This window comes from Micromonospora sp. NBRC 107095 (genome assembly GCF_030269705.1).
Lineage (GTDB): Bacteria > Actinomycetota > Actinomycetes > Mycobacteriales > Micromonosporaceae > Micromonospora > Micromonospora parva.
The window spans coordinates 363,578-389,469 of record NZ_BSTU01000006.1 but is presented as its reverse complement, the minus strand read 5'-3'; the positions used below and the strand labels follow the sequence as shown (position 1 = coordinate 389,469).

The window sequence follows — 25,892 nt, the reverse complement described above, 5'->3', positions numbered from 1 at the left end:
CAAGGTGGGGGGCCGCCGAGCCCACCAGGCGGGCTACGCATTCCGGTCACTCGGGCACGGTCAGACATCAATCGACGCGACGTCGAACGGGTGTGCGTCGGGTTGTTGACGATTCCCGTGGTCGGGAGGCCTCGCGATCGGGATATCCGGACGTCACTCGCTATGCTGACCTCGACGCACGCGCCCCTGTAGCTCAGCTGGCCAGAGCACTCGCCTTGTAAGCGAGATGTCGCCGGTTCGATCCCGGCCGGGGGCTCCAATTCCATCAGGCTTTCCCCGACGGGCAAAGCCGTGAGCCGACCCGAAGTCAGCACAGACACGCTTGAACGTCCGCCCGGTGCGCTAGCTCCTGGAGCCGCGGGATCGGGTGACGACGCCAGGCTCGCGGATCAGGTCCGCGTCGACTCCGGGGCGGCGGGGGACCAGCCACCAGCCCTGCGAGGTTTCCGGCTCGTAGTGGACGACCGCATCCTGCTCGGCCAGGTTGTCCAGCCAGCTCCGGAGCTTTCTCAGCCGGTCGGGCGCGACCTGCTGACCGCCGCGGTGGCGAGCCTCGGTGCGCAGCATCTGCAGCATGTAGTGGTAACGGTGCTCGGGCTTCACCGCCCACGGGATCAACCTGCTGTCGCGTATGGCGCGCTTCTCGATCCCGAGCTGGTGGCGCCAGTTGGAGATGGTTCCGCTGCCGATCTGCAGGCCGTACTTGCGCCGGTACTCGTCCATGATCCAGGAGTAGGTCTTCCCCTCCCCGTACCAGCGAATAAACTCGTCCGGGTCCACGAGCTTGCTTGCGGTCATGCCCACCTCTCAGCACCGAGCAGTGGGAGATGCTAGGAACAGATCAGACAGGGTTGCAAGTGCGGATCGAGATCAACGTATGCGACGTCTGCCGGAACCCTTCACTTCCCGTGCGGACCTACACCATCAGCGTCGGCGACCGCAGCGGCATCACCGACCGCTGCGCCGCGCACTCGGAGGAGTTCGAGGCGATCCTGACCCGGAACGTCCCCTACTCCGATGAATTGGAGGCGCTCCTGTCGCCCGACGAGCGCCCGTACACGCGTCGTCGGGGTAGGCGGAGTATGCAGGTGGTGGACATGGACGAGGTCGAGAAGGCCAAGGGACATCACTGACGGGCGGGGGCCGATGAGTCGCGCGGTGGAGCAGTCGAACCGGGCGATGCTGCGCGCCCGGGACGCGATGGACCGGGCGTACGCCGAACCTCTGGACATTCCCGCGTTGGCCCGGATCGCGCTCGTCTCCGAGGCGCACTTCATCCGTACCTTCCGGGCCACCTTCGGTGAGACCCCGCACCGCTACCTGCAACGCCGCCGGGTGGAGCGGGCGATGGCGTTGTTGGTGGAGACCGACCGGGACGTGACGGACATTTGTTACGCCGTCGGCTTCGGCAGCCTGGGCACGTTCAGCCGGACGTTCCGGCAGATCGTCGGCGAGTCGCCCTCGGATTTCCGGCGTCGGCGCGTCGCGCCGGCCAACGTGCCGTCGTGCTTCACCAAAGCCTGGACCCGACCCAGCAGTTTTGGATAAGCCGCAGGTCACGGCCGACCTCTAACGTCATGGGCATGACGATGAACGCGATCAGCCGCTCCCAGATCTACGTCCTCGACCAGGACGCCGCGCTTGACTTCTACGTCAACAAGCTCGGCATGGAGGTCAACACCGACCAGGACCTCGGTTTCATGCGGTGGTTGACGGTCAACCTGCCCGGCGACCCGGAGCGGGAGATCCTGTTGGAGAAGCCCGGCCCGCCCGCGCTGGACCCGGCCACCGCCGAGCAGGTCCGCGAGTTGCTCACCAAGGGTGCCCTCGGTGGATACCTCTTCATGACCACCGACGATGCCCGCAAGACGCACGAGGATCTGGTGGCGAAGGGCGTCGAGATCACCGACGAGCCGACCGAGCGCCCGTACGGGATCGACTTCGGCATCCGGGACCCGTTCGGAAACAAGATCCGCATCGGCCAGATGTTCCCGCGGGCGTAGGGGGCCGACGATGGGTCAGGTCGCGTCTCTTCCACTGGTCCGGCCGGCGGCTGTCGGCCGGGACCGGGCACTGCTGATCGGCGGGGTGCTCGCCGGCCCGATCTTCGCCGGCTCGGCGATCGCGCAGGCGTCGACCCGGGAGGGCTTCGATTTTCGCCGGCACCCGGTCAGCGTGTTGAGCACCGGCGAGCTGGGCTGGATCCAGATCGTCACGTTCCTGGTCAGCGGAGTGCTCTGCGTGCTGGCCGCCGGGGCGCTGCGCCGCGGTGCCGGCGACGGTGACGGGTCGGTCTGGCTGCCGCGACTGCTCGCGCTGTACGGCCTGGGCCTGGTCGGGGCGGCGATCTTCAGCGCCGATCCGGCCGACGGGTTCCCGGTCGGCACGCCCCGGGGCGCCGGTGAGATCAGTTGGCACGGGGGCCTGCACTTCCTGGTGGCGGCGGTCGCCTTCGGGTCGCTGATCGCGGCGACGGTGCTGACGGCCCGTCGGGCCGCGCGGCAGGGGGCGCGCGGTCGGGCCACGTACAGCCTGGTGACCGGGGTGTTCTTCGCGGTGGCCTGGGTGACGCTGATCGTCCGGCCGGCACCGGCCGTGATGGTGGCGTTCGGCCTGGCGGTGTCGGCCGGCTGGCTGTGGGTGTCGGTCACCTTCGCACGAGCGGCATCCGGCCGGCCCGACTGAGCCGACGTGTGCGGGGCCGGGAGGCACGGGGTCGCGACCGTGCCTCCCGGTGTGTTGAGGTGTCTGCCATGGTGACCCGCCTGCTGTACCTGACCAGACACGCTGAGCAGGACCTGTCCGGGCTGAACGGCTCAACCGCCGAGGAGCCCGACACCGGCCTGTCCGAGCGCGGCCGGCAGCAGGCCACCCTGCTCGGTGAACGCCTGCGCGGCCGCCGGTTCGCCGCCGTCCACCACGGGCCGCTGCGCCGGGCCGCGCAGACCGCCGAGCTGATCGCCAAGTCGCTGCCCGATGTTCCGGTGTACGAGACGGAGCTGGCCGGCGACCACCTTCCACACGACACGGACCCGACCGGCCTGCCGCCCGCGTACGCGACGTTCCTGGCCCAGTTCTCGGCGGCCCAGCGGGTCGACGGGCCGCAGGTGACGGCGGCGGCCGTGCGGCGGTTCGCCGGTCCGGCCACCGAGGCGACCGCCGGTGACGAGCCGGTCCGCGAGCTGGTAGTGACGCACACCTTCCTGATCGGCTGGCTGGTACGGCACGCCCTCGACGCGCCGGAGCAGCGGTGGCTGGGCTTGAACTTGCACAACGCGGGGCTGACCGTGATCCGGTACAGCCCCTCCGGCCCGCCGAATTTGATCGCCGTCAACGACGTCGCCCACCTTCCGGCGGAGTTGCGGGCGACCGGCCTGCCCCCGGACTACCTGGTGTAGGTGCCGGTGGCCCGCAGCAGCAGCTTGACCAGGGCCTGCGTAGCCGGCGGCGGGGGCCCCTCGGCCGGGCAGTCGGCGTACCCGGTTTCAGTGCTGCCCACGGTGAGGCGGTAGTGCATCACGTCCGCGCAGTTGGTAGCGGTGGTCGGTTGCCCCGCTTCGGCGGCGAGCCGGGGGTCGGCGGCCAGAATCGTCAGGCTGCCCAGGTCGGCGGGGCTGAGCCGACCGGTACGCCGGCTGCCGGCCCGGTCCACAGCGGTCCACCGACCGTCCGGCTCGACGGTCAGGACGTCGCCACGGCCCGCGAAGCCGCCCGAACTCCGCAACGTCACCTGGGCGGCGGCACCGACAGTCGGGGCGACCGTGGGGGTGACGTCGGGCGTTGGGATGCCGATGGCCGGGACGCTGGCCGTCGGGGCGGGGGTGTCCGGAGGAGGATCGCCGGCGGTGCCGGCCCGGTCGGTGCTGGTGCACCCGGCCAGCAGGGCGACCAGTAGCGCGACGGTGACGCCGGTTGTCGAGGTGGCTCTCATCTTCGTGGGACGCGCGGCCCGCAGCGTCGGTTCCCCGTCAAGGGCCTCCTCCAGAGAGCCGTCATCGATCCCGTGTCCCGCTCGGTTATGGCAATCTTGGACAGTTTCCGTTAGCGCGTAACGGAAACTGTCCAAGATTGCCAAGCACAACGCCTGCGGCGGGCCTGGCCGGTCGGTCACGGGCCGGCCCGGTTATGGTCGCCGGGCCCGGCGCGCGGCGTCGCGGCGCGGGTCGGGAGCGTCGCGGGTCGGTCGGCGTCGCGGGTCGGTCGGCGTCGTCGCGCACTGTCGCTCGGATGAGGAGGTGGGCGTGTCGGATGCGGAGTTGACAGTCGAGGTGACCGGACCGGTCGCGACTGTGGTGATCCACAACCCGGCTCGGCGTAACGCGATGACCGCCGCCATGTGGCGTCAGCTTCCCGAACTGCTCGACCGGTTGGAGCCCGACCCCGACGTACGGGCGTTGGTGCTCACCGGTGCCGGCGACGCCTTCTGCGCCGGTGCCGACCTCGGTGACCTGGCCGAACTGTTGGACGCCGGTGACACCAGCATCGCGGTGGCCGCCGAGGAACGGCTCGCCCGGTTCGCCAAGCCGACGGTCGCGGCCGTCCGGGGCGCCTGCGTCGGGGGTGGGGCTCAGCTCGCGGTCGCCTGCGACCTGCGGATCGCCGCCGACGACGCCCGTTTCGGCGTACCGCCGGCCCGGCTCGGGCTGGTCTATCCGGCGCCGACGACGCGCCGGCTGGCCCGCCTGATCGGTCCGTCCGCCGCCAAGCATCTGCTGTTCACCGCCGAGCTGATCGACGCCGAGCGGGCGCTGCGGATCGGCCTGGTCGACGAGATGCTGCCGGCCGGCCGACTCGCCGCGCGGGTGGACGAACTGACCGCGACCATCGCCCAACGCTCACCGGTGAGCATCGCCGCCGCCAAGGAGATCATCGACGATCGGGCCGAGCCCGCGCGGATCGCCTGGTGGCACCGGAAGGTGGTGACCACGGGCGAGGCCAGGGAGGGTGTCGCAGCTATCGCCGAACGCCGTACGCCCCGCTTCGCCTGGCAGCCACCGACCGCCGACTGACCGCGTTTGAGCTGTCGCCGTCGATGGGTAGTCCCGGTTCCACACGGGGATCGGAGGGCCATGGTGGACGCAGCGGAGACAACGCCGGACCAGGGCGATCGACGGCATCGCCGGGGCAGGCTGATCCTCGCCCTGGCACTGCCTATCGCCGTGGTCGTTGCGCTCGCGGTCGGTGTCGCGACGGGTGGCCAGAATTCCGGCATCTTCGACGGTGACCCACCGGCCTGGGCCAGCAACCTGGGACGAATCCTGATCCTCCTCGGAGTCGTCGTCGAGGTCGCAGCGGTCGTCTGGGCCGTGCGGACCGGGCGCCACCGGGCCTCTCGCCGGTCCCCGTTACTGACAATGAGCTGGTCGCATCGTCGACGGCTGCAGCGCCAGGTCCGACGCGGCACACCCGAGCTCGACGAGGATCCGACCCTCCTGGTGGAGACTGCTCGGCAGGCCGTCGGCCAGCGTTGGCTCGCGGTGCTGATCGCCGGATTGGCAGTGGTCAGCGTCGGTCAGGTGTTTCTCGGATTCGCGTCGTTCCACGCCGTGGTCGGTGTGGTGCTGGTGGTGGTCTGGGTCGTACTGATCGTGCTGGTCCTTCGGGGTGCCAGGCAGGGTGAGGCGTTCCTGCGGGCCAACCCGGATCTCGGCGGGCGGTAGTCACAGCCCGCTTCCAATCATCGCGATACCTCGATCCCGGGTGGCCCCTCGGACGGTCGGTACGGCAGGCTGTCCGTCGTGCAGCGTGATCAGTTGCTTGCGGGCCGCTACCGGCTCCTGGAGCGCCTCGGCAGTGGCGGCATGTCGGCGGTGCACCGGGCGTACGACGAGGTGCTCGAACGGGACGTGGCGGTGAAGGTGCTGGTCGCCTCGGACGGCAACGCCGGGCAGCGGATCCGGGGCGAGGCCAAGGCGGCGGCCCGGCTGTCGCATCCGCATGTCACCAGCGTCTACGACTACGGCGAGTCGACGCTGGACGGTGTCGAGGTCCCGTTCGTGGTGATGGAGTTGCTCGGTGGTCACACCCTCGAACACCGGTTGGTGGTCGGTCCGTTGCCGCCGCGCGCCGGGTTGCGGGTGTGCGCCGAGGTGGGCTCGGCGCTCGCCGCCGCGCATGAGCAGGGGTTGGTGCACCGCGACATCAAGCCGAGCAACGTGATGCTCACGCCGACCGGGGCGAAGGTCCTCGACTTCGGCATCGCGGCAGCCGCCGGCGCGCCTGAGATCGACTTCGAGGGGCGGCTGCTGGGCACACCGGCGTACCTGGCACCGGAGCGGTTGCTGGCCGGCGAGGTGCTGCCGGCCAGCGACGTCTACGCCCTCGGCCTGCTGCTGCACCGGGTGCTCACCGGCCGGCTGCCCTGGCCCGCCGACGCGCAGACCGGGATGCTGCGCGCGCACACCCACGTCGAGCCGGACCCGCTGCCCCCGATCGACGGCGTGCCGCCCGAGGTGCACCGGCTCTACCGCTGGTGCCTGGCCCGCGACCCCGCCGACCGGCCGTCGGCAGCCGACGCGGCCCGCATCCTGCTCGCCGCCGCCAGCCCGGCTGCACCCGCGGTGGCCACCGCCGAACCAACGGCGCCCAGCGCCGGTCCGCCCAGCGCCGGTCCGCCCGGCGCCGGGCCGGCGACCGCGACGTCGAGCAACGCCGGGAGGGCCAGCGCCGGGACGGGCAGCGTCAAGCCGAGTAGCGCCGGGCCGAGCAGCGATTCGGCGGTGCCGGTGCGGCGTCCTGCGTGGCGTCGGGGCCGCGCCGTCCTGACCGTCGGCGGGGCCGTGATCGCCGCGGTGGCGCTGGCCGGGTCGCTCGGCGACTCCAGCAACCGTCGGCCCGGACAGGGCGCCGCGCCGGCCGGCAGCGGCCCGGGAACCACCACGGTGGGGATGCCCAGCACCGAGGAGCCGACCGACCCGGTCGACATCGGGCCGTCCGCCGTACCGCGAACCAAAAGCACCGCCACCGCTACCCGGACCGGCCCCCCGACCGGTCCGGGCGGAACAGTGGCCCCAGGCCCGACCGCCACCACCGGAGGCCCGACCCCGACCCCGGTCGCGCCGACTCCCACGCCCGGCGCTGGCGCATCCGTCGCCGGACGCGGCGGGACGGTCACCGTCCGTTGCGTGGGAAAGACGGTCGAGGTGCTCGCTGTGACGCTCGCGCCGGACTTCCGGGCCGAGGCGTACGACCCGGGGCCGGCGAAGCAGATCGTTGTCGGGTTGACCTCCACCGAGCACCGCAGCGAGATCCGGGTGCATTGCCCCGGTGGCCACCTGAAGTCGTCGGTCAAGGAACGCGACGTCTGATCGGGGGCCGGCGGGTGCCGCGCCCGGGGCGTACCCGGGACGCGGCCCCCCGTTCCCGCCGGCCGGTCCGTCACCGCCCGGCCAGCACCCCCCAGCCCGGGTTCACGGGCTCCCGGCGCAGCGGCATGCCCGCCTCCGCTGGCGTCCGGTCACCCTTGCGCTGGTTGCAGGCGTAGCAGGCGGCGGTGGTGTTCCGCCAGGTGTTCCGGCCGCCGCGTGAGCGGGGCAGGACGTGGTCGATGGTGGAGGCCGGGCCACCGCAGTACGCGCAGCACCGGTCGTCGCGGCGCAGCACACCGGCGCGGGACCAGGCCGGCCCGGAGTTGAACCTCCACCGGGTGACCACGTAGCGGACCAGCCGCACCACCCGGGGCATCGGGAAGACCCCGATCACCCGGTCCGGCTCGGCCTCGTGGATCTCGGCCACCCGACGGCAGAGCATTCGGACGGCGTGTTGGACGGTGACCCGGTGCAGCGGGCCGAGGTCGGCGTTGATGACGAGGACGGCGTCCACCGGGACTCCTTTCCGGTTGGTGGGGGACAGCAAGAAGCCGCCCGGTCCAGTGGTCGGACGGGGCGGCTCGGCGCGTACGGGTACGCGTCAGTCGGGCCGGCCCGCCCGGGGGCCTTCCGCTCGGCAACCGTCACCGGGCAGCGTCGACGGCACGGTGGTGACGTGCGACATCGTCATGTGCTGCTCCCGCGGTGGTGGTTGACAGTGCGCGCTCACGGTAGGTCGGCGCGGGACACCCGGGCAACGTATTTCGATCGGCCGGTGTCGTCGGGCCGTCGCTGGCGGCGGGTGCGGGGTGCCGCTCTCACAGCGGCCCGGGCGGTGGTCAGCGGGCGGTTCAACCGCAGGGCCATCCGGGTGGTGAGTTCGCTGTCCAGTAGCGGCCGGTTGACCTCACCGGCGACGGCCAGGGCGGGCCCGGAGACCGAGCGCCAGATCGCGGCCAGCCCGGCGCCGAGGCCCACCAGGGCGACGGTGGCCCGGGTGGTCGGTGAGCCGGCGGCCGCGGCGGCGCTCACCCCGACGACCGCGAAGAGCACCAGCAGCAGGGGTACGAGCACCGGCCAGAAGATGCCCCGGGCGGCCTGCGCCACCAGCCGCCGGTCCCGGATGATCAGGTTCCTGGCGATCACCGCGTAGTCCTCCTCGTCGAGCAGGTCGCGCGGGTGCAGGCCGCCGGTGAGCACGTCCCGCCAGAGGTCACCCTGGCCGCGTAGGGCCCGGCTCAGCGCGGCCGGCGTCGGCTCGGTCGGGTCGTCGTGGCCGGCGCGGTCGACGGCGCTCGCCCATTCGGTCAGCGACCGGCGCACCACCGCGGCCGAGTACGGCGGCAGCACGCTGGCCAGTTCGTCCAGCCACCGGCTGATCTGGACCTGCCGGCCGCCGAACTGTCGCAGCAGCTGCGCGACGTCGCCGGCCCGGACGGTGTCGGCCACTGAGCGGCCCAACCGGTAGGCCAGCCCGACCCGGTGGTTGGCGGCCATCGCCCAGCGCAACACCTCCACGTTGAGGTCGTCGAGGGCGAGCAGCAGCGGCACCGGGTCGGCGGGGTCCGGCTGGCCCGGGTCGGGTAGCAGGGTCCGGGCGGCCGAGGTGTCGGGCACCGGCCCGGTGTGCCGGGTGAGTTCGGCGATCTGGGCCACTGCGACGTCCACCCCGTCGAGGTACATCCGCATCCGCCGGCGCGTGGACATCTCGGTGAGGTTGGAGAGCTTGGCCGGCGGTACGGCGGGGCGGGTCTCGGCGAAGGCGCGGGGCTGTGCCTGCTGCCCGTGGTGGTAGGCGTCCGCCATCCACCAACCGAGCCGCAGCGCGGTGACGATGCAGGCGCGCTCGTCGCGGATCAGCGGGTACGTGTCGTCGTGGCCGATCTCGTCGATCGACGAGCCGTGGTCCGCGCCCGCGCGGTGCAGTGGTGACATCTCCCGCTGCCCTCCCGCCCGGCCGATCGACGGTTGATCATTCGAGCGTACGGCAGCGTACCGGGGCTTATGTGGTGTTTTGTCGATTCAGTCTGCCGGCCAGCAACCCACGTGGCCGGATCGAGCGCACCGGCTCCGCCGCGGCACCCACCGCCCGCAGGATGTGGTTCGCGGCGATGATCCCGGTCGCGGCCGAGCGTTCCATCAACGCGCTCGGGAAGTCCGTGGCGATGCCGTCCCCGGCCAGGTAGACGCCGGTCGCGTCGGTGCGTACCCCCGGCCGCCAGGAGTGGCTGCCCGGCGTGAACGCCGGTGCCTGCGCCTCCACCCGCGCCCGCAGCTCGCGGACCCGCAGGTCGCCAGCCTCCGGCCAGAGCGCGACCAGCTCGCGGCGCATCCGCTCGGCCAACTCCTCGGCCGGCACGCCGGGTTCGCAGGCGTACGCGTGCAGCTCGATGACCGACCCGCCGGTCTGCCGCGCCCAGCGGCGCGACTCGTTCTCCAACCGGTGGTAGAGCGTCACCGAGTCCAGAGTGGGCTGGCGGGACACCCCGTTGAACACCGCGCGCTCGGCGGCGACGTCCCCGTCACACCAGTACCGGGCCACCGCGTACGGCGGGCCCGGGGTGCCGAAGGCGGGCATCCGTGCCGCCAGCTCGGGTGCCCGCTCGGCCAGGTCCGGTGAGGCCGCTACCAGTGCGGCGAGCGCCGGTGGGTCGACGGCGAGCACCACGTGGTCGGTCGGGTGGCTGCCGCCGTCGCTGGTGGTCACCCGCCAGCCCTCGCCGTCGTGGTGCACCCCGGTGGCGGCGCAGTCGGTGAGGATCCGACCACCGTGCTTCTCCACGTACCGGGTCAGCGGCTGCCAGATAGCAGTGGCGTAGTCCTCGTCAGGGCAGTCGAAGGCCAACCCCTCCGGGTTGCCGAGCAGGTAGAAGTGGAACTGGGCGACCATCTCGGCGGCCGACATCTCCGCCTCGTGGTTGAAGAACGAGTGCGAGAAGACCTCGAACAGCATCGCCCGCGCCCGGTCCGGCAGTCGCAGCGACGCCAGCAGCTCGTCGGCGGTGGTGTCGTCCAGGTCGGCGTAGGTGCGCACCGGGTCGTAGCTGAGCAGCGGCAGCGCGGCGTCCCGATCCATCACCCGCAGGTCGGCCAGGCGCAGGCTGGGGCTGCGCAACAGCAACGCGAGCAGGTTCGCCGGTGGTGCGGGCGGCAACTTGCCGAACTCCTCGGTCGGCCACTGCTCGCTGAGAATCGGGTAGCCCGGAATGGCCTTGAGGAAGCCCAGGTCACCGTCGACCCGGCGGAGGATGGACCGCCAGTTGTAGTACTGCCGGAAGAACGCGTGGAAGCCGTGCTCGTTCTGCTGGCTGCCGTCAGCGAGCGCCTCCGGCCAGGCACCCAGTCGACCGCCCAGCGTGGGCGCCGCCTCCAGCACGGTGACCGCCACACCCCGTTCGGCGAGCACCACCGCCGCTGACATGCCGGCGATGCCGCCACCCACCACCAGCGCCGTGGTGGGTCGCGCCACCCGGTCGGCGCCACCGCCGCCCGGGTCCACCACATGCTGCCGTACGCCGATCAGCCGACCCACCACTTGCGACAGCGCCATGGGCCCAGTCTGCCCCACCTGCGGCTCAACGGCCTGTTCAGAGCCCTAGTCGGTCGGCAGGCACCGTCGGGGGCGGTCGGAGGCGGGCCAGACGTACTCCAGATCCGCCGGCACGTCGTCGCCGAACAGCGGGCGGTAGTGCGCCGGATCCTTGCGCAGCAGCGACGAACGGTGACTCAGGTGCAGGTCGTCGCGGCCCAGCCAGGGTGGCAGCTCACCGGCCTCGGCCAACTCGTCCTGGGTCCGGATGACACCGGCCCCGCAGGCGGCCGCGAGGTCGACGGTCATTGTGGTGGCACAGGTGTCGGACCGCCCCGGCTCGGTCCAGACCGCGCACATGTCCAGCCCGTAGCGGACGAGCGCCTCCTCGTACCCGGCCCACATCTTCACGGCCGGGTGGTTGCGCCAGCCGTACCCGGGTCGGGTGAGCCCGCGCAGCACCTGGATGGCCTCCACCCGCTGCTTGCCCAGCCGCTTCTGGTCCAGCGTGCGGGCGCTGGCCAGAAAGCCCGGGTACGGGAGGAACGTCTGCATGTCGCTGCTCTACCCGTCGCCGGGGCGGACATACCTGGTCACGGGATGATCCGGACGGGGTCGCCCACCGTGGCCGTGCTGATTACGATCCGGGCATGGCGGAGCCGTGGCGGGACCGGGCGCGACGGGCGGTCGAGTGGAACTGGCGGCTGCGGTCCGTCGGTGATCCGCGCCCGCACTACGTGATCTGCGGGAAGGACGCCCTCGCCTACTACGTGGCCCGGGCGATGCTCGAATCCGACCTGCCGGTGGGCGGGGCCCGGGTGACGGTCGTGGTGCCGGAGCGTTACCGCAGCAACGGGCCGGACGTGGCCGGGCTGCGTGGGGTCCGGGTGGTCCGTTCGGACCGGCTGGACGTGGACACCTTCGAGGCCGCCGGTCTGGCCGGGGCCACCGGGTTGGCCCTGCTGAACCAGGACGACGTGGGCAACCTGCACGCCGCGCTCTGCGCCCAGGCTGTCGACCAGCGGGTCCGCCAGGTGCTGCGGATGTTCAACGGCACCCTTGCCGACGGCGTACGCAAGCTGCTCAAGGCCCCGGTCGAGGTGCTCTCCGACGCCGAGATGGCCGCACCCGCCTTCGTGGCCGCCGCGCTCAACGAGGTCGACCCCAGTTCCTTCCAACATCGGGACAAGACGCTGCGGGTGGCGCGGCGGGCCGACGTCCGACCGCAGGACGTGGTCTGCGCGTTGGCGCACTTCACCGAGGCGCAGGGGGTGGAGCTGCTGCCGGCCGAGCAGGCCGGCGCGGACCTGGTGCTCGCCGAGGCGACCGGCCAGCCACCGGGCACCGAGGTCGCCGCCCGTCGGTTGGTCCGCGCGCGACGGCGGCGTCGTCCGGTCGCCGTGGTGGTGGGAGCGGTCCGCGGCTTCGCCACCCGCAAGATCGGCATCGCGGTGATGGCGGTGCTCGCGCTGATGGCGGTGCTGGGGGCGCTGATCTCCCGGGCCGAGGACGTCTCCCCGTTGGAGGCGCTGTACCTGACGCTGGTCACCACCCTCAGCGGCGCCGACCCGGACACCACCAAGGCGCCGGACGCGCAGATCATGCAGGTGGTGCTCAACCTGGCCGGGTTGGCGCTGATCCCGCTGATCACCGCCGTCGTGGTGGACGGGATCGTCAACGCCCGGCTGGCCCTGCACACCGGCCGGCTGCAACCGGCGCGGGTCGGGCACGTGGTGGTGATCGGCCTGGGCAACGTCGGCACCCGGGTGATGGCGCAGCTGCGCGAGTACGACGTCGAGGTGGTGGCGATCGACAAGGCCCCTGAGCCGCGCGGTGCGGCACTGGCCCGCCAACTGGAGGTGCCGCTCATCGTCGGCGACGCCGCGCTGCCGGAGACGCTGGTGGCCGCCTCGGTGGCGGACTGTCAGGCGCTGGTGGTGGCGTCCACCGACGACGTGGCGAACCTGGAGGCGGCGCTCGCCGCCCGCGACCTCCGCGCCGATCTGCGCGTGGTGCTCCGGTTCTTCGACGGTGACTTCGCCGAACGGGTGGAGGAGACCTTCGCGCTCGGGGTGTCCCGGTCGGTCTCCTACCTGGCCGCCCCCGCCTTCATCGGGGCACTCACCGAACGCGCCGTGATCACCACCATCCCGGTCGACCGGCACGCGCTGCCGGTCGCCGAGGTGCCGGTCGCCCCCGGCTCCGAACTGGACGGTCGGCCGCTGGACGTGGTCAACCGGGACGGACAGGTCCGGTTGATCGCACGCACCCCGGCGGGCGGTGCCAAGACGATCTGGTGGAAGGACCTCGACCCCCGGCAGGTGATCTTCGCGGGTGACCGGCTGACCGTTGTCGCCCGGCGGCGCGGGTTGGACTGGCTGACCCGGCAGTGCGCCCCACCCGCCCCCGGCAGGACGCCGACGCCATCCGGTCACGTCGGATCGGTGCCCCGGCCCGTGCCGGCCGCACCCGGCGCCCCCCGATCCGCCGCGCCGGACTCCGTCCCTGCCGAGCACGTCTCGTCGGCCGGGCCGACCGATCAGGAGGTCGCGGCCTCGGCCCCGGGCGCGGCCCACCCGGTGGCACCGTCCCGCTTGCCGGTCGTCGGGGCTGTGCCGCCAGCTCAGAATGCAGGCGACCCCGTGTGGCCCGGCCAGCCGACCGAAGGTGGCCGCATCAGGGACGAGCCCGATTCCCGTACGACTCGATCGGGCTGACGTTCTGAAGTAGGCGTCGCATGGTGGCGTACGTTGTGCGTACAATCGGTCGGTGAGTGCTAAGGCTGAGCGACTGCATCTGCGGATAGATGAGCAGCAGAAGGCGTTGTTGGAGGCGGCGAGTGAAGCCGCCGGAGACAGCGTGTCGACGTTCGTTTTGAAGGCTGCGACCGAGGCTGCGGCTGACGTTTTGGCCGACCGGCGGGCGTTCCTGCTGGACGAAGAGGCATGGCAGGTCTTCGACGAGGCCCTGCAAGGGCCGGCGCAGGACGTCGCCGGGCTGCGGGAGTTGTTGACCGGCCCAACGGTGCTCGACCCGCCGATCGATGGCCAGTCCCAGTGAGTTCCCGCTTCTCGGCTGTCGAGCCGCTGTCGGCTGGGTTCGCGGTGAACGGGTTCGACTGCGGGTCACGCGCACAGTCGGTGTGGCTGGTCGAGCATGCCCTGCAAGCTCATCGGGCGGGCCTGTCGCGGGTGTACGTGGTACGCGACGACGAGCACCCGGATCAGCGAGTGGTCGGCTACTACGCCCTGGCCGCCGGTAGCGTCGCCCCGGCAGATGCCTCACCGCGGCTACAGCAGGGAGCTGGGCGCTACCACCAGCCGGTGGTGATCCTGACCCGGCTCGGGGTCGACCGCAGCGCCCAGCGCATCGGTCTCGGTCGGGCGCTGGTGGTCGACGCCCTGCGGCGAATCGCGGCCGCCGCCGAGGTCATCGGCGTGCGCGCGGTGCTCATCCACTGCGAGACGGACGCCGCCCGCGACTTCTACCAGCGGCTGGCGAAGTTCGAAGCCAGCCCCACCGACCCGATGCACCTGCTGTTGTTGATGAAGGATCTCCGCCACGCGCTCAGCGGCTGATGCGTTGCACCGCCGAATGCTGATGGCAGCGGTCGGCCGATCGAGGTCGCTGAGCGACAATCCATGCATGCGTTTCCGCATCCTGGGGCCGACCCAGGTGCTGCTGGCCGACGGGCGCGAGGTTCCCGTTGGCGGCCCTCGGCTGCGCGCGCTGCTGGCGCTCCTTCTGCTCGACGCGGGACGCGTCGTCTCCGCCGAGCGGCTGATCGACGGCCTGTACGGCGAGCAACCGCCCCGGGGCGCGGCGAACGCGCTGCAGTCCCAGGTGTCGCGCCTGCGGCAGGCTCTGCCCGTCGGGCACGACCCGGTCGAGTTCCACCCGGCCGGCTACCGCCTCGCCGTGGATCCCGACGACGTCGACGCGTACCGGTTCGAACGGCTCGCCGAGGCCGGGCGGCGCGCGCTCGTCGGTGGTGACTGGCCCCGAGCGGCGACCGTGTTGCGCGAGGCGCTGGAGCTGTGGCGTGGCCCCGCACTGGCCGATGTGCCGGGCGCACCCGCACAGGCCGCCCGGTTGGACGAGCTGCGGTTGGCCGCCATCGAGGACCGGGTCGAGGCGGACCTGGCGTTGGGCACGGACGGCGCGCTGATCGCGGAGCTACGGGAGTTTGTGGTCGCGCATCCGCTGCGGGAGCGGGCGCGCGGTCAGCTCATGCGGGCCCTGGCAGCCCTGGGTCGGCCGGCGGAGGCGCTGGCCGAGTTCGAGGACGCCCGGCAGACCCTGGCCGAGCAGCTCGGCGTCGACCCGTCGGCGGAGCTGGCCGCGATCCACCTGGCGGTGCTGCGCGGTGCGGAACGCGGATCCGTCCAACCGGTGCTACCAGGTCAACTCACCACCTTCGTCGGGCGGGAGGAGGAGCTCAAGCGCGTCGGCGAACTGCTCGGTGAGCGCCGGCTCGTCACTCTCACCGGCCCCGGAGGCGCGGGTAAGACGCGCCTGGCGATCGAGGCCGCCGGCCACGTCAACGGGGAGGTCCGTTTCGTCGAACTGGCCGGGCTGGCCGACGGTGCGGACGTGCCGCAGGCGGTGCTGAGCGCGCTCGGCCTGCGCGACGCGGGTCTGCGCGCCTCCGCCGAGCCGGGCCGGCACCCCACCGACCGGCTGGTCGAGGCGCTCGCCGAGCGGCGGCTGCTGCTGGTGCTCGACAACTGCGAGCACGTCATCGCCGACGCCGCCCGGCTGGTCGCCCGGTTGCTGGGCGCCTGCCCGACGTTGCGGGTGCTGGCCACCAGTCGTGAACCGCTCGGGCTGGCCGGGGAGGCGTTGTGCCCGATCTCCGGGCTCACCGTGCCACCGCCGGGCGCGTCCGCGCTGGACGCCGACGAGTACGCCGCCGTCCGCCTTTTCGCTCAGCGGGCCACCGACGTCGCACCCGACTTCACCGTCACGGCTGCCAATGTCGACACGGTGCTGCGGATCTGCCGCACCCTCGACGGCCTGCCGTTGGCGATCGAGCTGGCCGCCGCCCGGCTGCGCGCGCTGCCCGTCGCCGAGGTGGCCGCCCGCCTCGACGACCGGTTCCGGCTGCTGTCGATGGGCAGCCGGGCGGCGTCGCCCCGACACCGCACGCTGCGGGCCGTGGTCGAGTGGAGCTGGGACCTGCTCGGCGATTCCGAACGCCGACTGGCCCGCCGGCTGACCGTCTTCGCCGGCGGCGCGACGCTGGAAGCGGCCGAACGGGTCTGCGGCCTGCCCGGCGGGGAGTTCGTCGACGCGTTGACCGGCCTGGTCGACAAGTCCTTCGTGGAGATGTCCGGTGGTCGGTACCGGATGCTGGAGACGGTGCGGGCCTTCTGCGCCGAGCGTCTCGCCGAGGCCGGCGAGGCCGACGACCTGCGCCGGGCGCACACCGCGTACTTCCTGGAGTTCGCCTGGACCGCCAGCGACCACCTGCGGCGTGCCGAACAGCTGCACTGGTTGCGACTGCTCGACGCCGAACGGGACAACCTGCACGCGGCGTTGCGCCGGGCCACGGCCGCCGGTGACGCGTCCGATGCGGCCGGGATGGTCGCCGCCCTGTCGTTCTACTGGTGGCTGCGCGGCATGCGCGGGGAAGGGGCCCGGCTGGCGGCCGACGTCCTCGGTGTGCTCGGCCCCGAAGCGCCCGCGGGGCTGCGCGAGGAGCACACGCTCTGCGTCTACAACGCCTCGCTCGGTGGATCCGGGCCTCTGGACTCGCTGACGACGCAGCGTTCCGTCATCAGCAGTCTCGACCGGCCGCCCCGGCAACCCTTCCTGCTGTATCTGTCGGGGATCTCGGCCGGACCGCCGTCCGGTGGGTCCGAGCACGTCAACGAAATGATGCGGGAGCTGCGGCGACTGGTCGGCTCAGACGTGTGGATCAACGCGTTGGGCGCGATGGGCAGTGGCTCGGCGCAGATGTGGAGTGGCCGGTGGGACCAGGCCGCGACGGCACTGGACACCGCGCTCGACGGCTTCCGGCAGGCCGGGGACCGCTGGGGGTCCATGATCACGCTGGGCGTGCTCGGCGAACTCGCCGCCTGGCGCGACGATCCGGAAGCGGCGGGCGCCCACATGGACCAGGCCATGAGACTGGCCGAGGAACTCGAATCGACAGTCGACCAGGCCGACATGCTGCGTACCCGGGGCGAGATCAGGTTGCGCGCCGGTGACCTCGGTGCGGCGCGCGACGACTTCGCCGCCGCCCTGCTCCTCGCGCAGCGCAGCGGCGCACCGGAGTTCGTCTCCGGCGCCCGGCTCGGCCTCGCCCAGGTGGCCCGCCTGCGCGGTGACCTGGTCGAGGCGAGGCGGTTCTGCGAAGCGGCGCTGACCGGCGGACTCACCGGCTGGTACGTCGGCGACGCCACCCGTACGGAGATCATGTTCGTTCTCGGTCAGATCACCGAGGCGGAGAAGACCGGCCCTGGTGCGCCGCCGTCAGCGGAGCGTGCGTGACCCGTCAGCGAGCCACCGCACGGTGGGGGCATGACGACATTCGACGTGGTGGCCGAAGGGCTGGGTAAGCGCTACGGCCCCACCCGCGCGCTGGACACCTTCCACCTGGCCGTGCCGGCCGGCACCGTGTACGGGCTGCTCGGTCCCAACGGCGCGGGCAAGACGACGGCGGTACGGATCCTCACCACGCTGCTGCGCTTCGACACCGGCACCGCCAGCGTGGCCGGGTACGACGTGCTGCGCCAGCCCGACGAGGTGCGCGCCCGGATCGGCCTGACCGGGCAGTACGCCGCGGTCGACGAGACCCTCAGTGGTCGGCAGAACCTGGAACTGTTCGGCCGGTTGTTCCGGCTCGGCCGACGGGCAGCCAGCCGACGCGCCGACGAACTGCTGGATCGGTTCGGGCTGAGCGGGGCGGCGAATCGGTCCGCGGGCGAGTTCTCGGGCGGGATGCGCCGACGGCTGGACCTGGCCGCCAGCCTGATCCGTACCCCCCGGGTGCTCTTCCTCGACGAGCCGACGACCGGGCTGGACCCGCGCAGCCGCAACCAGGTGTGGGACCTGGTTCGCGGCCTGGTCACGGACGGGACCACGGTGCTGCTCACCACGCAGTACCTGGAGGAGGCCGACCAGCTCGCCAACCGGATCTCGGTCATCGACGCCGGGCGGGTGGTCGCCGAGGGGACGCCGGACGAGCTGAAGTCGATGACCGGCGGCGACCGGATCGAGGTGGTGGTCCGCGACCCCGCCGCCCTGACCCGGGCCGCCGGTGTCGTCGCGCCGATCTGCGGTGTCGAGCCCGCTGTCGATCCGGAGATCCGGCGGCTCAGCGTCCCGGTGGCCGACCGGGTCGCCGGGCTGGTCGACGTGGTGCGGGCGTTGGACGACGCCGGGATCGCTGTCGAGGACATCGGTCTGCGGCGCGCCACGCTGGACGAGGCGTTCCTGTACCTGACCGGGCACCGGCCCGACGAGACCGGCGAGCCGCTCAGCGCTGGACGAAAGGCGGGAGTGGCATGACCACGGCGATCACCGACGGTTGGACGATGACCCGGCGGAACATGCTCCACGTGGTCCGCGCGCCGGAGGAGCTGATCCTCTACTTCTCCCTGCCGATCATGTTCGTACTGGTCTTCGGGTACGTGTTCGGCAGCGGCATGCAGGTGGCCGGCGGTGGCAACTACCGCGAGTTCCTGCTGCCCGGCGTCTTCGTGATGACGATGCTGTACGGACTCGGCGCCACCGCGACGGGCGTGGCGCTGGACCTCAGCCGGGGCGTCGTGGACCGGTTCCGGTCGATGCCGATGGCCCGGTCCGCCCTGATGACCGGTCGCAGCGCGGCCGACCTGCTGCGCGCGTTGCTGGAGATGTCCACTCTGCTGGTCTGTGGCCTGCTCGTCGGATGGCAGTGGCGACTCGGGGTGGGCAAGGCGTTGCTCGCCGTCGGGCTGCTCCTGCTGCTCCGGGTCGCGATCACCTGGGTCGGGATCTACCTGGCGTTGCTGGTCCGCAACCCGGACACGGTCGGCGTGATCGTCTTCCCGGCCGCGTTTCCACTCACCGCGGTATCGAACGTCTTCGTGTCGCCCGAGCTGATGCCGTCGGTCATCGGTGCGATCTCGGAGTGGAACCCGCTGTCGGCCACCGTCGCGGCGATCCGCGAACTGTTCGGCAACCCGGGCCTGGGCGGCGACTCCTGGCCGGCGGAGCACGCCATGCTGTTGGCGGTGCTGTGGCCGTTGCTGCTGATCGCGATCTTCGCCCCGCTGGCGGTGCGCCGCTACCGGCGGTTGAGTCGCTGACCAGGCCGCCAGTGGCCCGTCCGTAGCGCGTACCAGGCGGCACCGACGGCGAGCACACCGAATCCGGCGAGGACGCTGCTGAGCGGCAGGTTGACAGCGAGCAGCAGGCAGCCGACCAGACCCAGAGCGGCGAGGACCTGGACCGGCAGCCGCCGGTCCGGGTCCCGGCCGAGGGTGAGCGCCGCCGCGTTGGTGATCGCGTAGTAGACCAGCACCGTGCAGCTGGAGAAGCCGATCGCGCCGCGTACGTCGCCGAGCAGCACCACCACGATCACCACGGCGGCGACCGCCAGCTCGGCCCGGCGCGGCACCTGGTGCACCCGGTGCACGGCGGCCAGCGCACCGGGCAGGTCGTGCCGGCGGGCCATCGCGAGGGTGGTTCGGCCGACCCCGGCGACCAGGGACAGCAGCACCCCGACGACGGCGATGGTCGCACCGGCGCGGACCACCCACGCCAGGCCGGGCAGCCCGGCGGCGGTCACCACGTCGACCAGGGGCGCGGCGGAAGCGGCCAACCGGTCGGCGCCGAGCACGCCCAGCGCCACCACGGCCAGCACCAGGTAGATCGCGAGCACCACCCCGAGCGCCAGCGGCACCGCACGTGGGATGGTCCTTTGCGGGTCGCGGACCTCCTCGCCGAGCGTGGCGATCCGGGCGTACCCGGCGAAGGCGAAGAACAGCAACCCGGCGGCGGTGAGCACACCCCGCGCCGACCCGCCGCTCTCACCGAGCCGGTCCAGGTGCACCGGCCCGCCCAGCAGGCCGACGACGGTGACGAGGGCCAGCACCGCAAGCACCAGCGCGACCAACGCCCTGGTCACGGCGGCGGTCTTGCCGATGCCGCGCAGGTTCACCGCGGTCACCGCGAGCACCGCGGCGGCGGCTACCAGCCGGGCCTGGCCCGGCCACAGGTACGCCCCGATGGTCAACGCCATCGCCGCGCAGCTCGCCGTCTTGCCGACCACGAAGCCCCAGCCGGCCAGGAACCCGGCGAACGGCCCGAGGCGTTCCCGACCGTAGACGTAGGTGCCGCCGGACTCGGGGTACCGGGCCGCCAGCCGCGCCGAACTGGTCGCGTTGCAGAAGGCGACGAAGCCGGCCAGCACCAGCGCCGGCAGCAGGCCGACGCCGCCGGCCGCCGCCGCGGCCGGGCCGAAGACCACGAAGACGCCCGCGCCGAGCATCGAGCCCAACCCGATGACAACCGCATCGGGTACGCCCAGTCGCCGCGCCAGTTGATCCACAGGCCAAACCTAGGGGTACGAGGTGAACGGTCGGTCCCATTCGCGTAGCCGGCCGGGGAGCGGCAGTTCGTCCCAGGGCACCCGGTGCAGCAGCCGGTCCAGGAAGAGCCCCAGCAGCAGCCCGGCCACCGAGTCGGTCAGCCAGTGCCAGCCCAGGTAGGTGGTGGTGGTCAGGACGACCAGTGGCGGCACGATGCGGATCACGGTGACCAGCCGGCTGGGGAGTTGCCGGCCGAAGCTGCGAACCAGCGGAGCGAGCAGCAGCGCGATCACGCCGTACCAGACGATGGCGTTGGCGACGTGCCCCGACGGGTAGGACTGGGCGAATCGCACCGGCAGGTCGTCGTGGAACAGCGGCAGGGTCTGCTCGGGCGACAGGAAGGGCTCCTTGACGCTGGCGCTCGGCGCCGCCCGCGCGGTCCAGACCTTGAGCGGACCGATCGTGAAGGTGGTGATCACGAATCCGACGACCGGCAGCAGGATGGGCCGCACCGACCGCAGCCGAACGGCCAGCAGCACTCCCAGCCCGACGCCTATCAGGGTCAGCGGGGTGCCCTGGCCGAGGAAGTTCAGCACCCGGGCGACCCAGTACGCGGCGGCCGGCCGGTGCCCGTCGGCCCAGTCGGCGACCGCCCGGTCCAACCCGAAGAGTTGGTCGGCGGCGAGCGCCACCGTCAACCCGACCAGACCGACGAGCAGGAGCGCGTCGAACCACCAGCCGGCCGGGCGGACGGGCCGTAGCCGCAGGTCACGTCGTACCGCTGTGGGTTTGAGCACGCGACCACGCTACCGGCCCGGTGCGAGGCCGGGATGCGCGGCGCTGTGGGCCCAACCACGATCAGGAGCGGATACCGGGGGTGAGGCGTCATGCTTGTGGCCGTGCGGATCACGTCTGCCCTCGTGGACCCGGCGCTGCTCGACCTGCCCTGGTCGACGCCGCTGGAGGAGTGGCCTGACCAACACCTGGTCGCGCTGCCGCAGGGTATCTCCCGGCACATCGTCCGGTTTGTCCGGTTGGGCGATTATGTGTACGCGTTCAAGGAGACCCGCGAGCGGATCGCCGAGCGGGAGTACGACCTGCTCCGGGCCCTGGAGCGGATCGACTTTCCGTCGGTCGAGGCGGTGGCGGTCGTCGCCGACCGGCAGACCGAGGACGGGGAGCCGCTCGAATCGGTGCTGATCACTCGGCACCTGCAGTTCTCGCTGCCGTACCGGGCGCTGTTCTCGCACACCCTTCGGCCGGAGACGATGAGCCGGCTGCTCGACGCGCTCGCCGCCCTGATCGTGCGGATGCACCTGACCGGCTTCTTCTGGGGTGACTGCTCGCTGTCGAACACGCTGTTCCGGCGGGACGCTGGCGCTTTCGCCGCCTACCTGGTGGACGCGGAGACGGGCGCCCTGCACAACTCGCTCTCCAACGGGCAGCGCGGTGAGGACCTGGAGATCGCCCGGGTGAACATCTTCGGTGAGGCGCTGGACCTGCAGGCCGCCGGCCTGCTGCACGAGTCCATCGACCCGGAGGTGGTCTGCGAGGAGGTCGTGCAGCGCTACGAGCGGCTCTGGCACGAGATCACCTACGAGCAGGCGATCGAGCGGGAGGCCCGGCACGACATCGAGGGTCGGATCCGCCGCCTCAACGAGCTGGGCTTCGACGTCGCCGAGGTGGCCATGTCGTCCATCGACGGTGGGCGTTTCCTGGTCCGGCCGAAGGTCGTCGACGCCGGCTACCACACCCGGCGGCTGCTGCGGCTGACCGGGCTGGACGCCGAGGAGAACCAGGCCCGCAAGCTGCTCAACGACCTGGACGCCTACCGCGCGGAGAGCGACCTGGTCGACGAACAGCAGGCCGCGCACCGCTGGCTCACCGAGGTCTTCGAGCCGGTGGTACGGGCCGTCCCCACGCACCTGCGCCGCAAGCTGGAGCCGCAGGAGCTGTTCGCCCAGATCATCGAGCACAAGTGGCTGCTCTCCGAGCAGGCCGGCCGTGATGTCGGGATGCGCCACGCGGTCCAGTCATACCTGTCCGACGTGCTGGTGCACCGCCCCGACGAGCAGGCCGTCCTCGGCGTGGAAGTCGCCAGCCTGAACTGATGCCCGGCCCTGTTGTCGGGGCCTGGTGGTCCGGGGCTTGTTGTCCGGGGCATGGGGTTCCGGCTTGCTCATACGGTCGGCGCGGCGACGGGACTTGTCCGGGGCGCTGCCTTTGGAGCTGATGTCGCAGACGATTCAGCTCCAAAGGCTCTTCAGGTGCACTGTCGTCTGCCCCGGCGGGCAGGGCGCGACCATGCGCCGACGCCGGTCAGGCTGTGGCCACGTGCTGACACCGGTCAGGCTGCGGACCATGTGCCGACGCCGAGCGTGCGGAGTGCGCCCGGGCAGCTCGACAGCCGCGCAACAGGCAGGGCCGGTCACTCCACCCAGGAGCCGCCGCGCAGTACCCGCACCACGTTGAGGTCGTCGTCCAGCACCACCAGGTCGGCGCGCAGGCCCACCTGAAGGGCGCCCACCCGGTCGCCCAGACCGATGGCCCGCGCCGGGGTGGTGGCCACCATCCGGGCGGCGTCGGCGATCGGGATTCCGGCGTTCACCGCGTGCCGCAGTGCGGCGTCCATGGTCAGGGTGCTGCCGGCGATCGCGCCGTCGCGGGCGAGTCGGGCCACCCCGTCGGCGACGGTGACAGCCTGGCCGCCCAACTCGTACTCACCGTCGGACATGCCGGCGGCGGCCATCGCGTCGGTGATCAGCGCGGTGCGATCCGGCCCGGCAGTCGCGGTGACGAAGGTCAGCATGCCGTCGTGCAGGTGCACCCCGTCGGCGACCAGTTCGCAGATCACTGTGGGCGCGTCGAGCAACGCCACCACCGGCCCTGGCTCGCGGTGGTGCACCGGCCGCATCCCGTTGAACAGGTGGGTGCCGACACTGGCGCCGGCGGCGACCGCGGCGCGGGTCTGCTCGTACGTGGCGTCGGTGTGGCCCACCGCGGCCACCACCCGCTGCGCGGTGAGCAGCTTGATCGCCTCCAGCGCGCCGTCGCGCTCCGGGGCGAGGGTGACCATCCGGACCGCGCCCCGGCCCAGCTCGATCAGCTCGGACAGCTCGTCGGTCGACGGGTCGCGCAGGTACTCGGGGTTCTGCGCGCCGCAGCGGGCGGCCGACAGGTACGGCCCCTCGAAGTGGACGCCCGCCAACACGCCCTCCTCGACCAACGGGGCGAACGCCTCGGTGGCCGAACGCATCAGCGCAAAGGGTGCGCTGACCAGGCTGGCCAGCAGGGTGGTGGTGCCGTGGCTCAGGTGGAAGCCGGCCGCCGCGCGGGCCTCGTCGGCGTCCCCGGTGGTGAAGGTGTGGCCGCCCCCGCCGTGCGTGTGCATGTCGACGAAGCCGGGCAGGATCCAGTGCCCGTCGCGCACCGACGGATACTCGGCCACCGCCGTGATCCGATCCCCGTCCCACTCGACGCAGCCCTGTCGGATGACTCCGGTCGGGGTCACCACTCGGCCGTTCACCCGTACGGTCATCGCTTCTCCTGATGGTCACGGACACCCACGGCGTCCAGGGCGAGCAGAGCGGCACCGAGGCAACCGGCCTCGTCGCCGAGGGCTGCCGCGACCAGTTGCGGCTCCCGGTGGAAGGTCATTCGGTCCCGCATGGCCGCCCGCAGCGGGGTGAGCAGCCGATCCCCGGCCTGGGCCAGGCCGCCGCCCAGCACGATCGTCGCCACGTCGAACAGCGCCTGCCCGCTGGCGAGACCGTCGGCGAGCGCATCGATCGCCTCCTGCCAGACCTGGCCGGCGAGCGGTTCGCCGGTCGCGGCCCGTTGGGCCACCTCGGCCGCCGTTACCGGCGGTTCAGCCACCTCCGCCGCCGTCACCGAAGCGTCGGCGGCCTGCCCGGCGAGTTCGGCGTAGCGGCGGCCGATCGCGGCGGCCGACGCGACCGCCTCCAGGCAGCCGGGACGACCGCAGCCGCAGCGCGGACCGTCGGGCCGGACCAGGATGTGGCCGATCTCCCCGGCGGCGCCGTGGGCACCGACGGCGGCCATGCCGTCGACGACGTGCGCGGCGGCGATACCAGTGCCGATCGCCACGAACAACACGTGCCCGCTGCCGCGCCCGGCGCCGAGCCGGGCCTCGGCGAGACCACCGGCCCGCACGTCGTGGCCGAGCGCCGTCGGCAGGCCGAGCCGCGTCACCGCCAGGTCCCGCACTGGTACGTCCCGGAAGCCCACGTTCGCCGACCAGACCGCGACGCCGCGCGCCTCGTCCACCACCCCGGGCACGGCGATGCCCACGGCGATCGGGGTGAGTCCATCGGCGCGGGCCTTGTCGGCCAGCCCTTCGGCCACGTCGAGGATGGTGCCGACCACGGCGGCCGGGCCGCGAGCGGCGTCGGTGGGATGCCGCTCGGCGCGTACCACGACGCCGTCCGGTCGGACCACTGCGCATTTCATGCCGGTGCCGCCGACGTCCAGCGCAACGACCACGCGGTCATCGGTCATGGCGCGAGAACCACTGACCGGGTCAGGTGGCGGGGCGCGTCCGGGTCGAGGCCCCGGCTGGTCGCCAGCGCGACCGCGAAGCGTTGGGCGAGGATCAGGTCGGCCATCGGGTCGACCGGGGTGCGGCCGGCGGACCAGCTGCCCAGCACCGTGCGCCACCCGTGCGTGCGGCTGTGCACGAAGGCCGCGCCGGTGGCGGCCACATCCTCGGGCAGCCCGTCGGGTAGCTCACCGAACGCCCACACCAGCCGGCCCGGCGCGGCGACCGAGATGGGCCCGTGCCGGTAGTCCATCGCCGGGTACGCCTCGGCCCAGAAGGTGGCCGCCTCGCGGCACTTCAGCGCCGCCTCCTGCGCGAGCCCGATCGTCCAACCCCGACCGAGGAAGGTGGCCTGCTCGATGGTGGCCGGGTCGATCGGCAACGGGGATCGCACCGCCACCTCGGCGTCGGCGGCGAGCGCGGTCACCGGGTCGCCGAGCTGGGCCCGCAGCAGGGCCAACGCGGTGGTGGCGAAGCGGGTCTGCACCACCGACCGCTCGTCGGCGAAGGGCATGGTCACGGTGGCGGTGGCCAGGTCGACCGCCGGGGAGGCCGGGTCACCGACGATGACGGTGGTGGGTGTGTGCCCGCGCAGCGCGGCGAGCAGGTCCAGCACTTCGGTGGTGGTGCCGGAGCGGGTGATCGCGATCAACCGGTCGTAGTGGCGGCCGGCGGGGAACTCGGACGCCTGGAACGCGTCGGTCTCACCCTGTCCGGCCTGCTCGCGGCGGGCCGCGTACGCCATCGCCATGAACCACGACGTGCCGCAACCGACGACGGCGACCCGCTCACCGGGGCGCGGCAGGTCACCGCGTACGACCTCGGCCAGCCGGGCCGCCTCCCGCCAGCAGTCGGGTTGGCTCGCGATCTCCGCGTCCACGTACGCCATGGGAAACTCCTCGCAGGGCCGATCGGTGCGCAATACGGCTCGTTACACCCGCATTTCGCGCGTTATTCTGCGCGAACGCAGGTGACCA

At 72.4% G+C, this 25,892-nt stretch carries 26 protein-coding genes and 1 tRNA gene; 16 read left to right on the top strand and 11 right to left on the bottom strand.

Annotated elements, in window-relative coordinates; translation table 11 throughout:
* The first annotated feature begins 182 nt into the window (after positions 1-182).
* A tRNA-Thr gene (locus tag QSK15_RS27560) sits at positions 183-259 on the top strand.
* An 83-nt stretch (positions 260-342) separates the two neighbouring features.
* On the opposite strand, the gene QSK15_RS27555 is transcribed toward QSK15_RS27560, so the two are convergent.
* Positions 343-798, bottom strand: coding sequence for a hypothetical protein (locus tag QSK15_RS27555; protein ID WP_285796981.1), 456 nt, complete (start codon positions 796-798; stop codon positions 343-345).
* 110 nt (positions 799-908) lie between these two features.
* Here QSK15_RS27555 and QSK15_RS27550 point away from each other — a divergent pair, with 110 nt between their 5' ends.
* The 5 genes from QSK15_RS27550 (at position 909) to QSK15_RS27530 (ending at position 3,398) form a co-directional block, all read left to right on the top strand.
* Complete coding sequence (locus tag QSK15_RS27550; protein ID WP_285796980.1) at positions 909-1,133, top strand: hypothetical protein; 225 nt, start codon at positions 909-911, stop codon at positions 1,131-1,133.
* A gap of 13 nt (positions 1,134-1,146) precedes the next feature.
* Positions 1,147-1,548 (top strand): helix-turn-helix domain-containing protein, encoded by a 402-nt coding sequence (locus QSK15_RS27545; RefSeq protein WP_285796979.1) that lies wholly within the window; start codon positions 1,147-1,149, stop codon positions 1,546-1,548.
* Between the two features lie 35 nt (positions 1,549-1,583).
* Positions 1,584-2,003: a VOC family protein gene (locus QSK15_RS27540; protein ID WP_030327852.1), complete on the top strand. Its 420-nt coding sequence runs from the start codon at positions 1,584-1,586 to the stop codon at positions 2,001-2,003.
* A gap of 10 nt (positions 2,004-2,013) precedes the next feature.
* The gene (locus QSK15_RS27535; RefSeq protein ID WP_285796978.1) at positions 2,014-2,685 is read left to right on the top strand and encodes a DUF998 domain-containing protein; all 672 of its coding nucleotides are present in this window, start codon (positions 2,014-2,016) and stop codon (positions 2,683-2,685) included.
* 68 nt (positions 2,686-2,753) lie between these two features.
* A complete protein-coding gene (locus tag QSK15_RS27530) occupies positions 2,754-3,398 on the top strand; it encodes a histidine phosphatase family protein (RefSeq protein WP_285796977.1) in 645 nt (214 codons plus the stop codon).
* Here QSK15_RS27530 and QSK15_RS27525 read toward each other — a convergent pair.
* Positions 3,386-3,931, bottom strand: a complete 546-nt coding sequence (locus QSK15_RS27525) for a hypothetical protein (RefSeq protein ID WP_285796976.1) — start codon at positions 3,929-3,931, stop codon at positions 3,386-3,388. The genes QSK15_RS27530 and QSK15_RS27525 overlap by 13 nt on opposite strands.
* A gap of 304 nt (positions 3,932-4,235) precedes the next feature.
* On the opposite strand from QSK15_RS27525, the gene QSK15_RS27520 reads away from it, so the two are divergent.
* From QSK15_RS27520 to QSK15_RS27510, 3 genes are all read left to right on the top strand, one after another.
* Positions 4,236-5,009 (top strand): enoyl-CoA hydratase/isomerase family protein, encoded by a 774-nt coding sequence (locus tag QSK15_RS27520; protein WP_285796975.1) that lies wholly within the window; start codon positions 4,236-4,238, stop codon positions 5,007-5,009.
* Between the two features lie 60 nt (positions 5,010-5,069).
* The gene (locus QSK15_RS27515) at positions 5,070-5,660 is read left to right on the top strand and encodes a hypothetical protein (RefSeq protein WP_285796974.1); all 591 of its coding nucleotides are present in this window, start codon (positions 5,070-5,072) and stop codon (positions 5,658-5,660) included.
* A 78-nt stretch (positions 5,661-5,738) separates the two neighbouring features.
* A complete protein-coding gene (locus tag QSK15_RS27510) occupies positions 5,739-7,307 on the top strand; it encodes a serine/threonine-protein kinase (protein ID WP_285796973.1) in 1,569 nt (522 codons plus the stop codon).
* A gap of 70 nt (positions 7,308-7,377) precedes the next feature.
* Here QSK15_RS27510 and QSK15_RS27505 read toward each other — a convergent pair whose 3' ends face one another.
* The 4 genes from QSK15_RS27505 to QSK15_RS27490 all read right to left on the bottom strand — a co-directional run bounded on the left by QSK15_RS27505 (position 7,378) and on the right by QSK15_RS27490 (position 11,391).
* Complete coding sequence (locus QSK15_RS27505; protein ID WP_210863624.1) at positions 7,378-7,821, bottom strand: HNH endonuclease; 444 nt, start codon at positions 7,819-7,821, stop codon at positions 7,378-7,380.
* A 212-nt stretch (positions 7,822-8,033) separates the two neighbouring features.
* Positions 8,034-9,242 (bottom strand): hypothetical protein, encoded by a 1,209-nt coding sequence (locus QSK15_RS27500; protein ID WP_285796972.1) that lies wholly within the window; start codon positions 9,240-9,242, stop codon positions 8,034-8,036.
* 67 nt (positions 9,243-9,309) lie between these two features.
* Positions 9,310-10,857, bottom strand: a complete 1,548-nt coding sequence (locus QSK15_RS27495) for an FAD-dependent oxidoreductase (protein WP_285796971.1) — start codon at positions 10,855-10,857, stop codon at positions 9,310-9,312.
* A gap of 45 nt (positions 10,858-10,902) precedes the next feature.
* Positions 10,903-11,391 (bottom strand): MSMEG_6728 family protein, encoded by a 489-nt coding sequence (locus tag QSK15_RS27490; RefSeq protein WP_285796970.1) that lies wholly within the window; start codon positions 11,389-11,391, stop codon positions 10,903-10,905.
* A 95-nt stretch (positions 11,392-11,486) separates the two neighbouring features.
* Here QSK15_RS27490 and QSK15_RS27485 point away from each other — a divergent pair, with 95 nt between their 5' ends.
* The 6 genes from QSK15_RS27485 to QSK15_RS27460 all read left to right on the top strand — a co-directional run bounded on the left by QSK15_RS27485 (position 11,487) and on the right by QSK15_RS27460 (position 19,133).
* Complete coding sequence (locus QSK15_RS27485; protein WP_285796969.1) at positions 11,487-13,553, top strand: NAD-binding protein; 2,067 nt, start codon at positions 11,487-11,489, stop codon at positions 13,551-13,553.
* Positions 13,554-13,605: 52 nt separating this feature from the next.
* Positions 13,606-13,896: a type II toxin-antitoxin system TacA family antitoxin gene (locus tag QSK15_RS27480; RefSeq protein ID WP_282264167.1), complete on the top strand. Its 291-nt coding sequence runs from the start codon at positions 13,606-13,608 to the stop codon at positions 13,894-13,896.
* Positions 13,897-13,940: 44 nt separating this feature from the next.
* Complete coding sequence (locus tag QSK15_RS27475; protein WP_285796968.1) at positions 13,941-14,414, top strand: GNAT family N-acetyltransferase; 474 nt, start codon at positions 13,941-13,943, stop codon at positions 14,412-14,414.
* 67 nt (positions 14,415-14,481) lie between these two features.
* Positions 14,482-17,331 carry an AfsR/SARP family transcriptional regulator gene (locus QSK15_RS27470; RefSeq protein WP_285796967.1) on the top strand — a complete coding sequence of 950 codons (2,850 nt, stop codon included), beginning with the start codon at positions 14,482-14,484 and terminating at the stop codon, positions 17,329-17,331.
* 30 nt (positions 17,332-17,361) lie between these two features.
* Positions 17,362-18,351 (top strand): ATP-binding cassette domain-containing protein, encoded by a 990-nt coding sequence (locus QSK15_RS27465; RefSeq protein ID WP_285796966.1) that lies wholly within the window; start codon positions 17,362-17,364, stop codon positions 18,349-18,351.
* The gene (locus QSK15_RS27460) at positions 18,348-19,133 is read left to right on the top strand and encodes an ABC transporter permease (RefSeq protein ID WP_285796965.1); all 786 of its coding nucleotides are present in this window, start codon (positions 18,348-18,350) and stop codon (positions 19,131-19,133) included. The genes QSK15_RS27465 and QSK15_RS27460 overlap by 4 nt, the downstream gene beginning before the upstream one ends.
* Here the strand turns inward: QSK15_RS27460 and QSK15_RS27455 are convergent.
* Both QSK15_RS27455 and QSK15_RS27450 read right to left on the bottom strand, forming a co-directional pair.
* A complete protein-coding gene (locus QSK15_RS27455) occupies positions 19,112-20,377 on the bottom strand; it encodes an APC family permease (protein WP_285796964.1) in 1,266 nt (421 codons plus the stop codon). The two genes, QSK15_RS27460 and QSK15_RS27455, sit on opposite strands and share 22 nt — an antisense overlap.
* 9 nt (positions 20,378-20,386) lie before the next feature.
* Positions 20,387-21,124 (bottom strand): phosphatase PAP2 family protein, encoded by a 738-nt coding sequence (locus QSK15_RS27450; protein ID WP_285797152.1) that lies wholly within the window; start codon positions 21,122-21,124, stop codon positions 20,387-20,389.
* A 132-nt stretch (positions 21,125-21,256) separates the two neighbouring features.
* On the opposite strand from QSK15_RS27450, the gene QSK15_RS27445 reads away from it, so the two are divergent.
* Positions 21,257-22,468, top strand: a complete 1,212-nt coding sequence (locus tag QSK15_RS27445; RefSeq protein ID WP_285796963.1) for a DUF4032 domain-containing protein — start codon at positions 21,257-21,259, stop codon at positions 22,466-22,468.
* A gap of 317 nt (positions 22,469-22,785) precedes the next feature.
* On the opposite strand, the gene nagA is transcribed toward QSK15_RS27445, so the two are convergent.
* Genes nagA through QSK15_RS27430 form a run of 3 tightly spaced genes read right to left on the bottom strand, consistent with a single transcriptional unit; the run spans position 22,786 to position 25,804 of the window.
* Positions 22,786-23,895, bottom strand: a complete 1,110-nt coding sequence (gene nagA / locus QSK15_RS27440; protein ID WP_285796962.1) for an N-acetylglucosamine-6-phosphate deacetylase — start codon at positions 23,893-23,895, stop codon at positions 22,786-22,788.
* Complete coding sequence (locus QSK15_RS27435; protein ID WP_285796961.1) at positions 23,892-24,875, bottom strand: ROK family protein; 984 nt, start codon at positions 24,873-24,875, stop codon at positions 23,892-23,894. Before QSK15_RS27435 ends, nagA begins: the two co-directional genes overlap by 4 nt.
* Complete coding sequence (locus tag QSK15_RS27430) at positions 24,872-25,804, bottom strand: SIS domain-containing protein (protein WP_285796960.1); 933 nt, start codon at positions 25,802-25,804, stop codon at positions 24,872-24,874. The genes QSK15_RS27435 and QSK15_RS27430 overlap by 4 nt, the downstream gene beginning before the upstream one ends.
* Between the last annotated feature and the right edge of the window lie 88 nt (positions 25,805-25,892).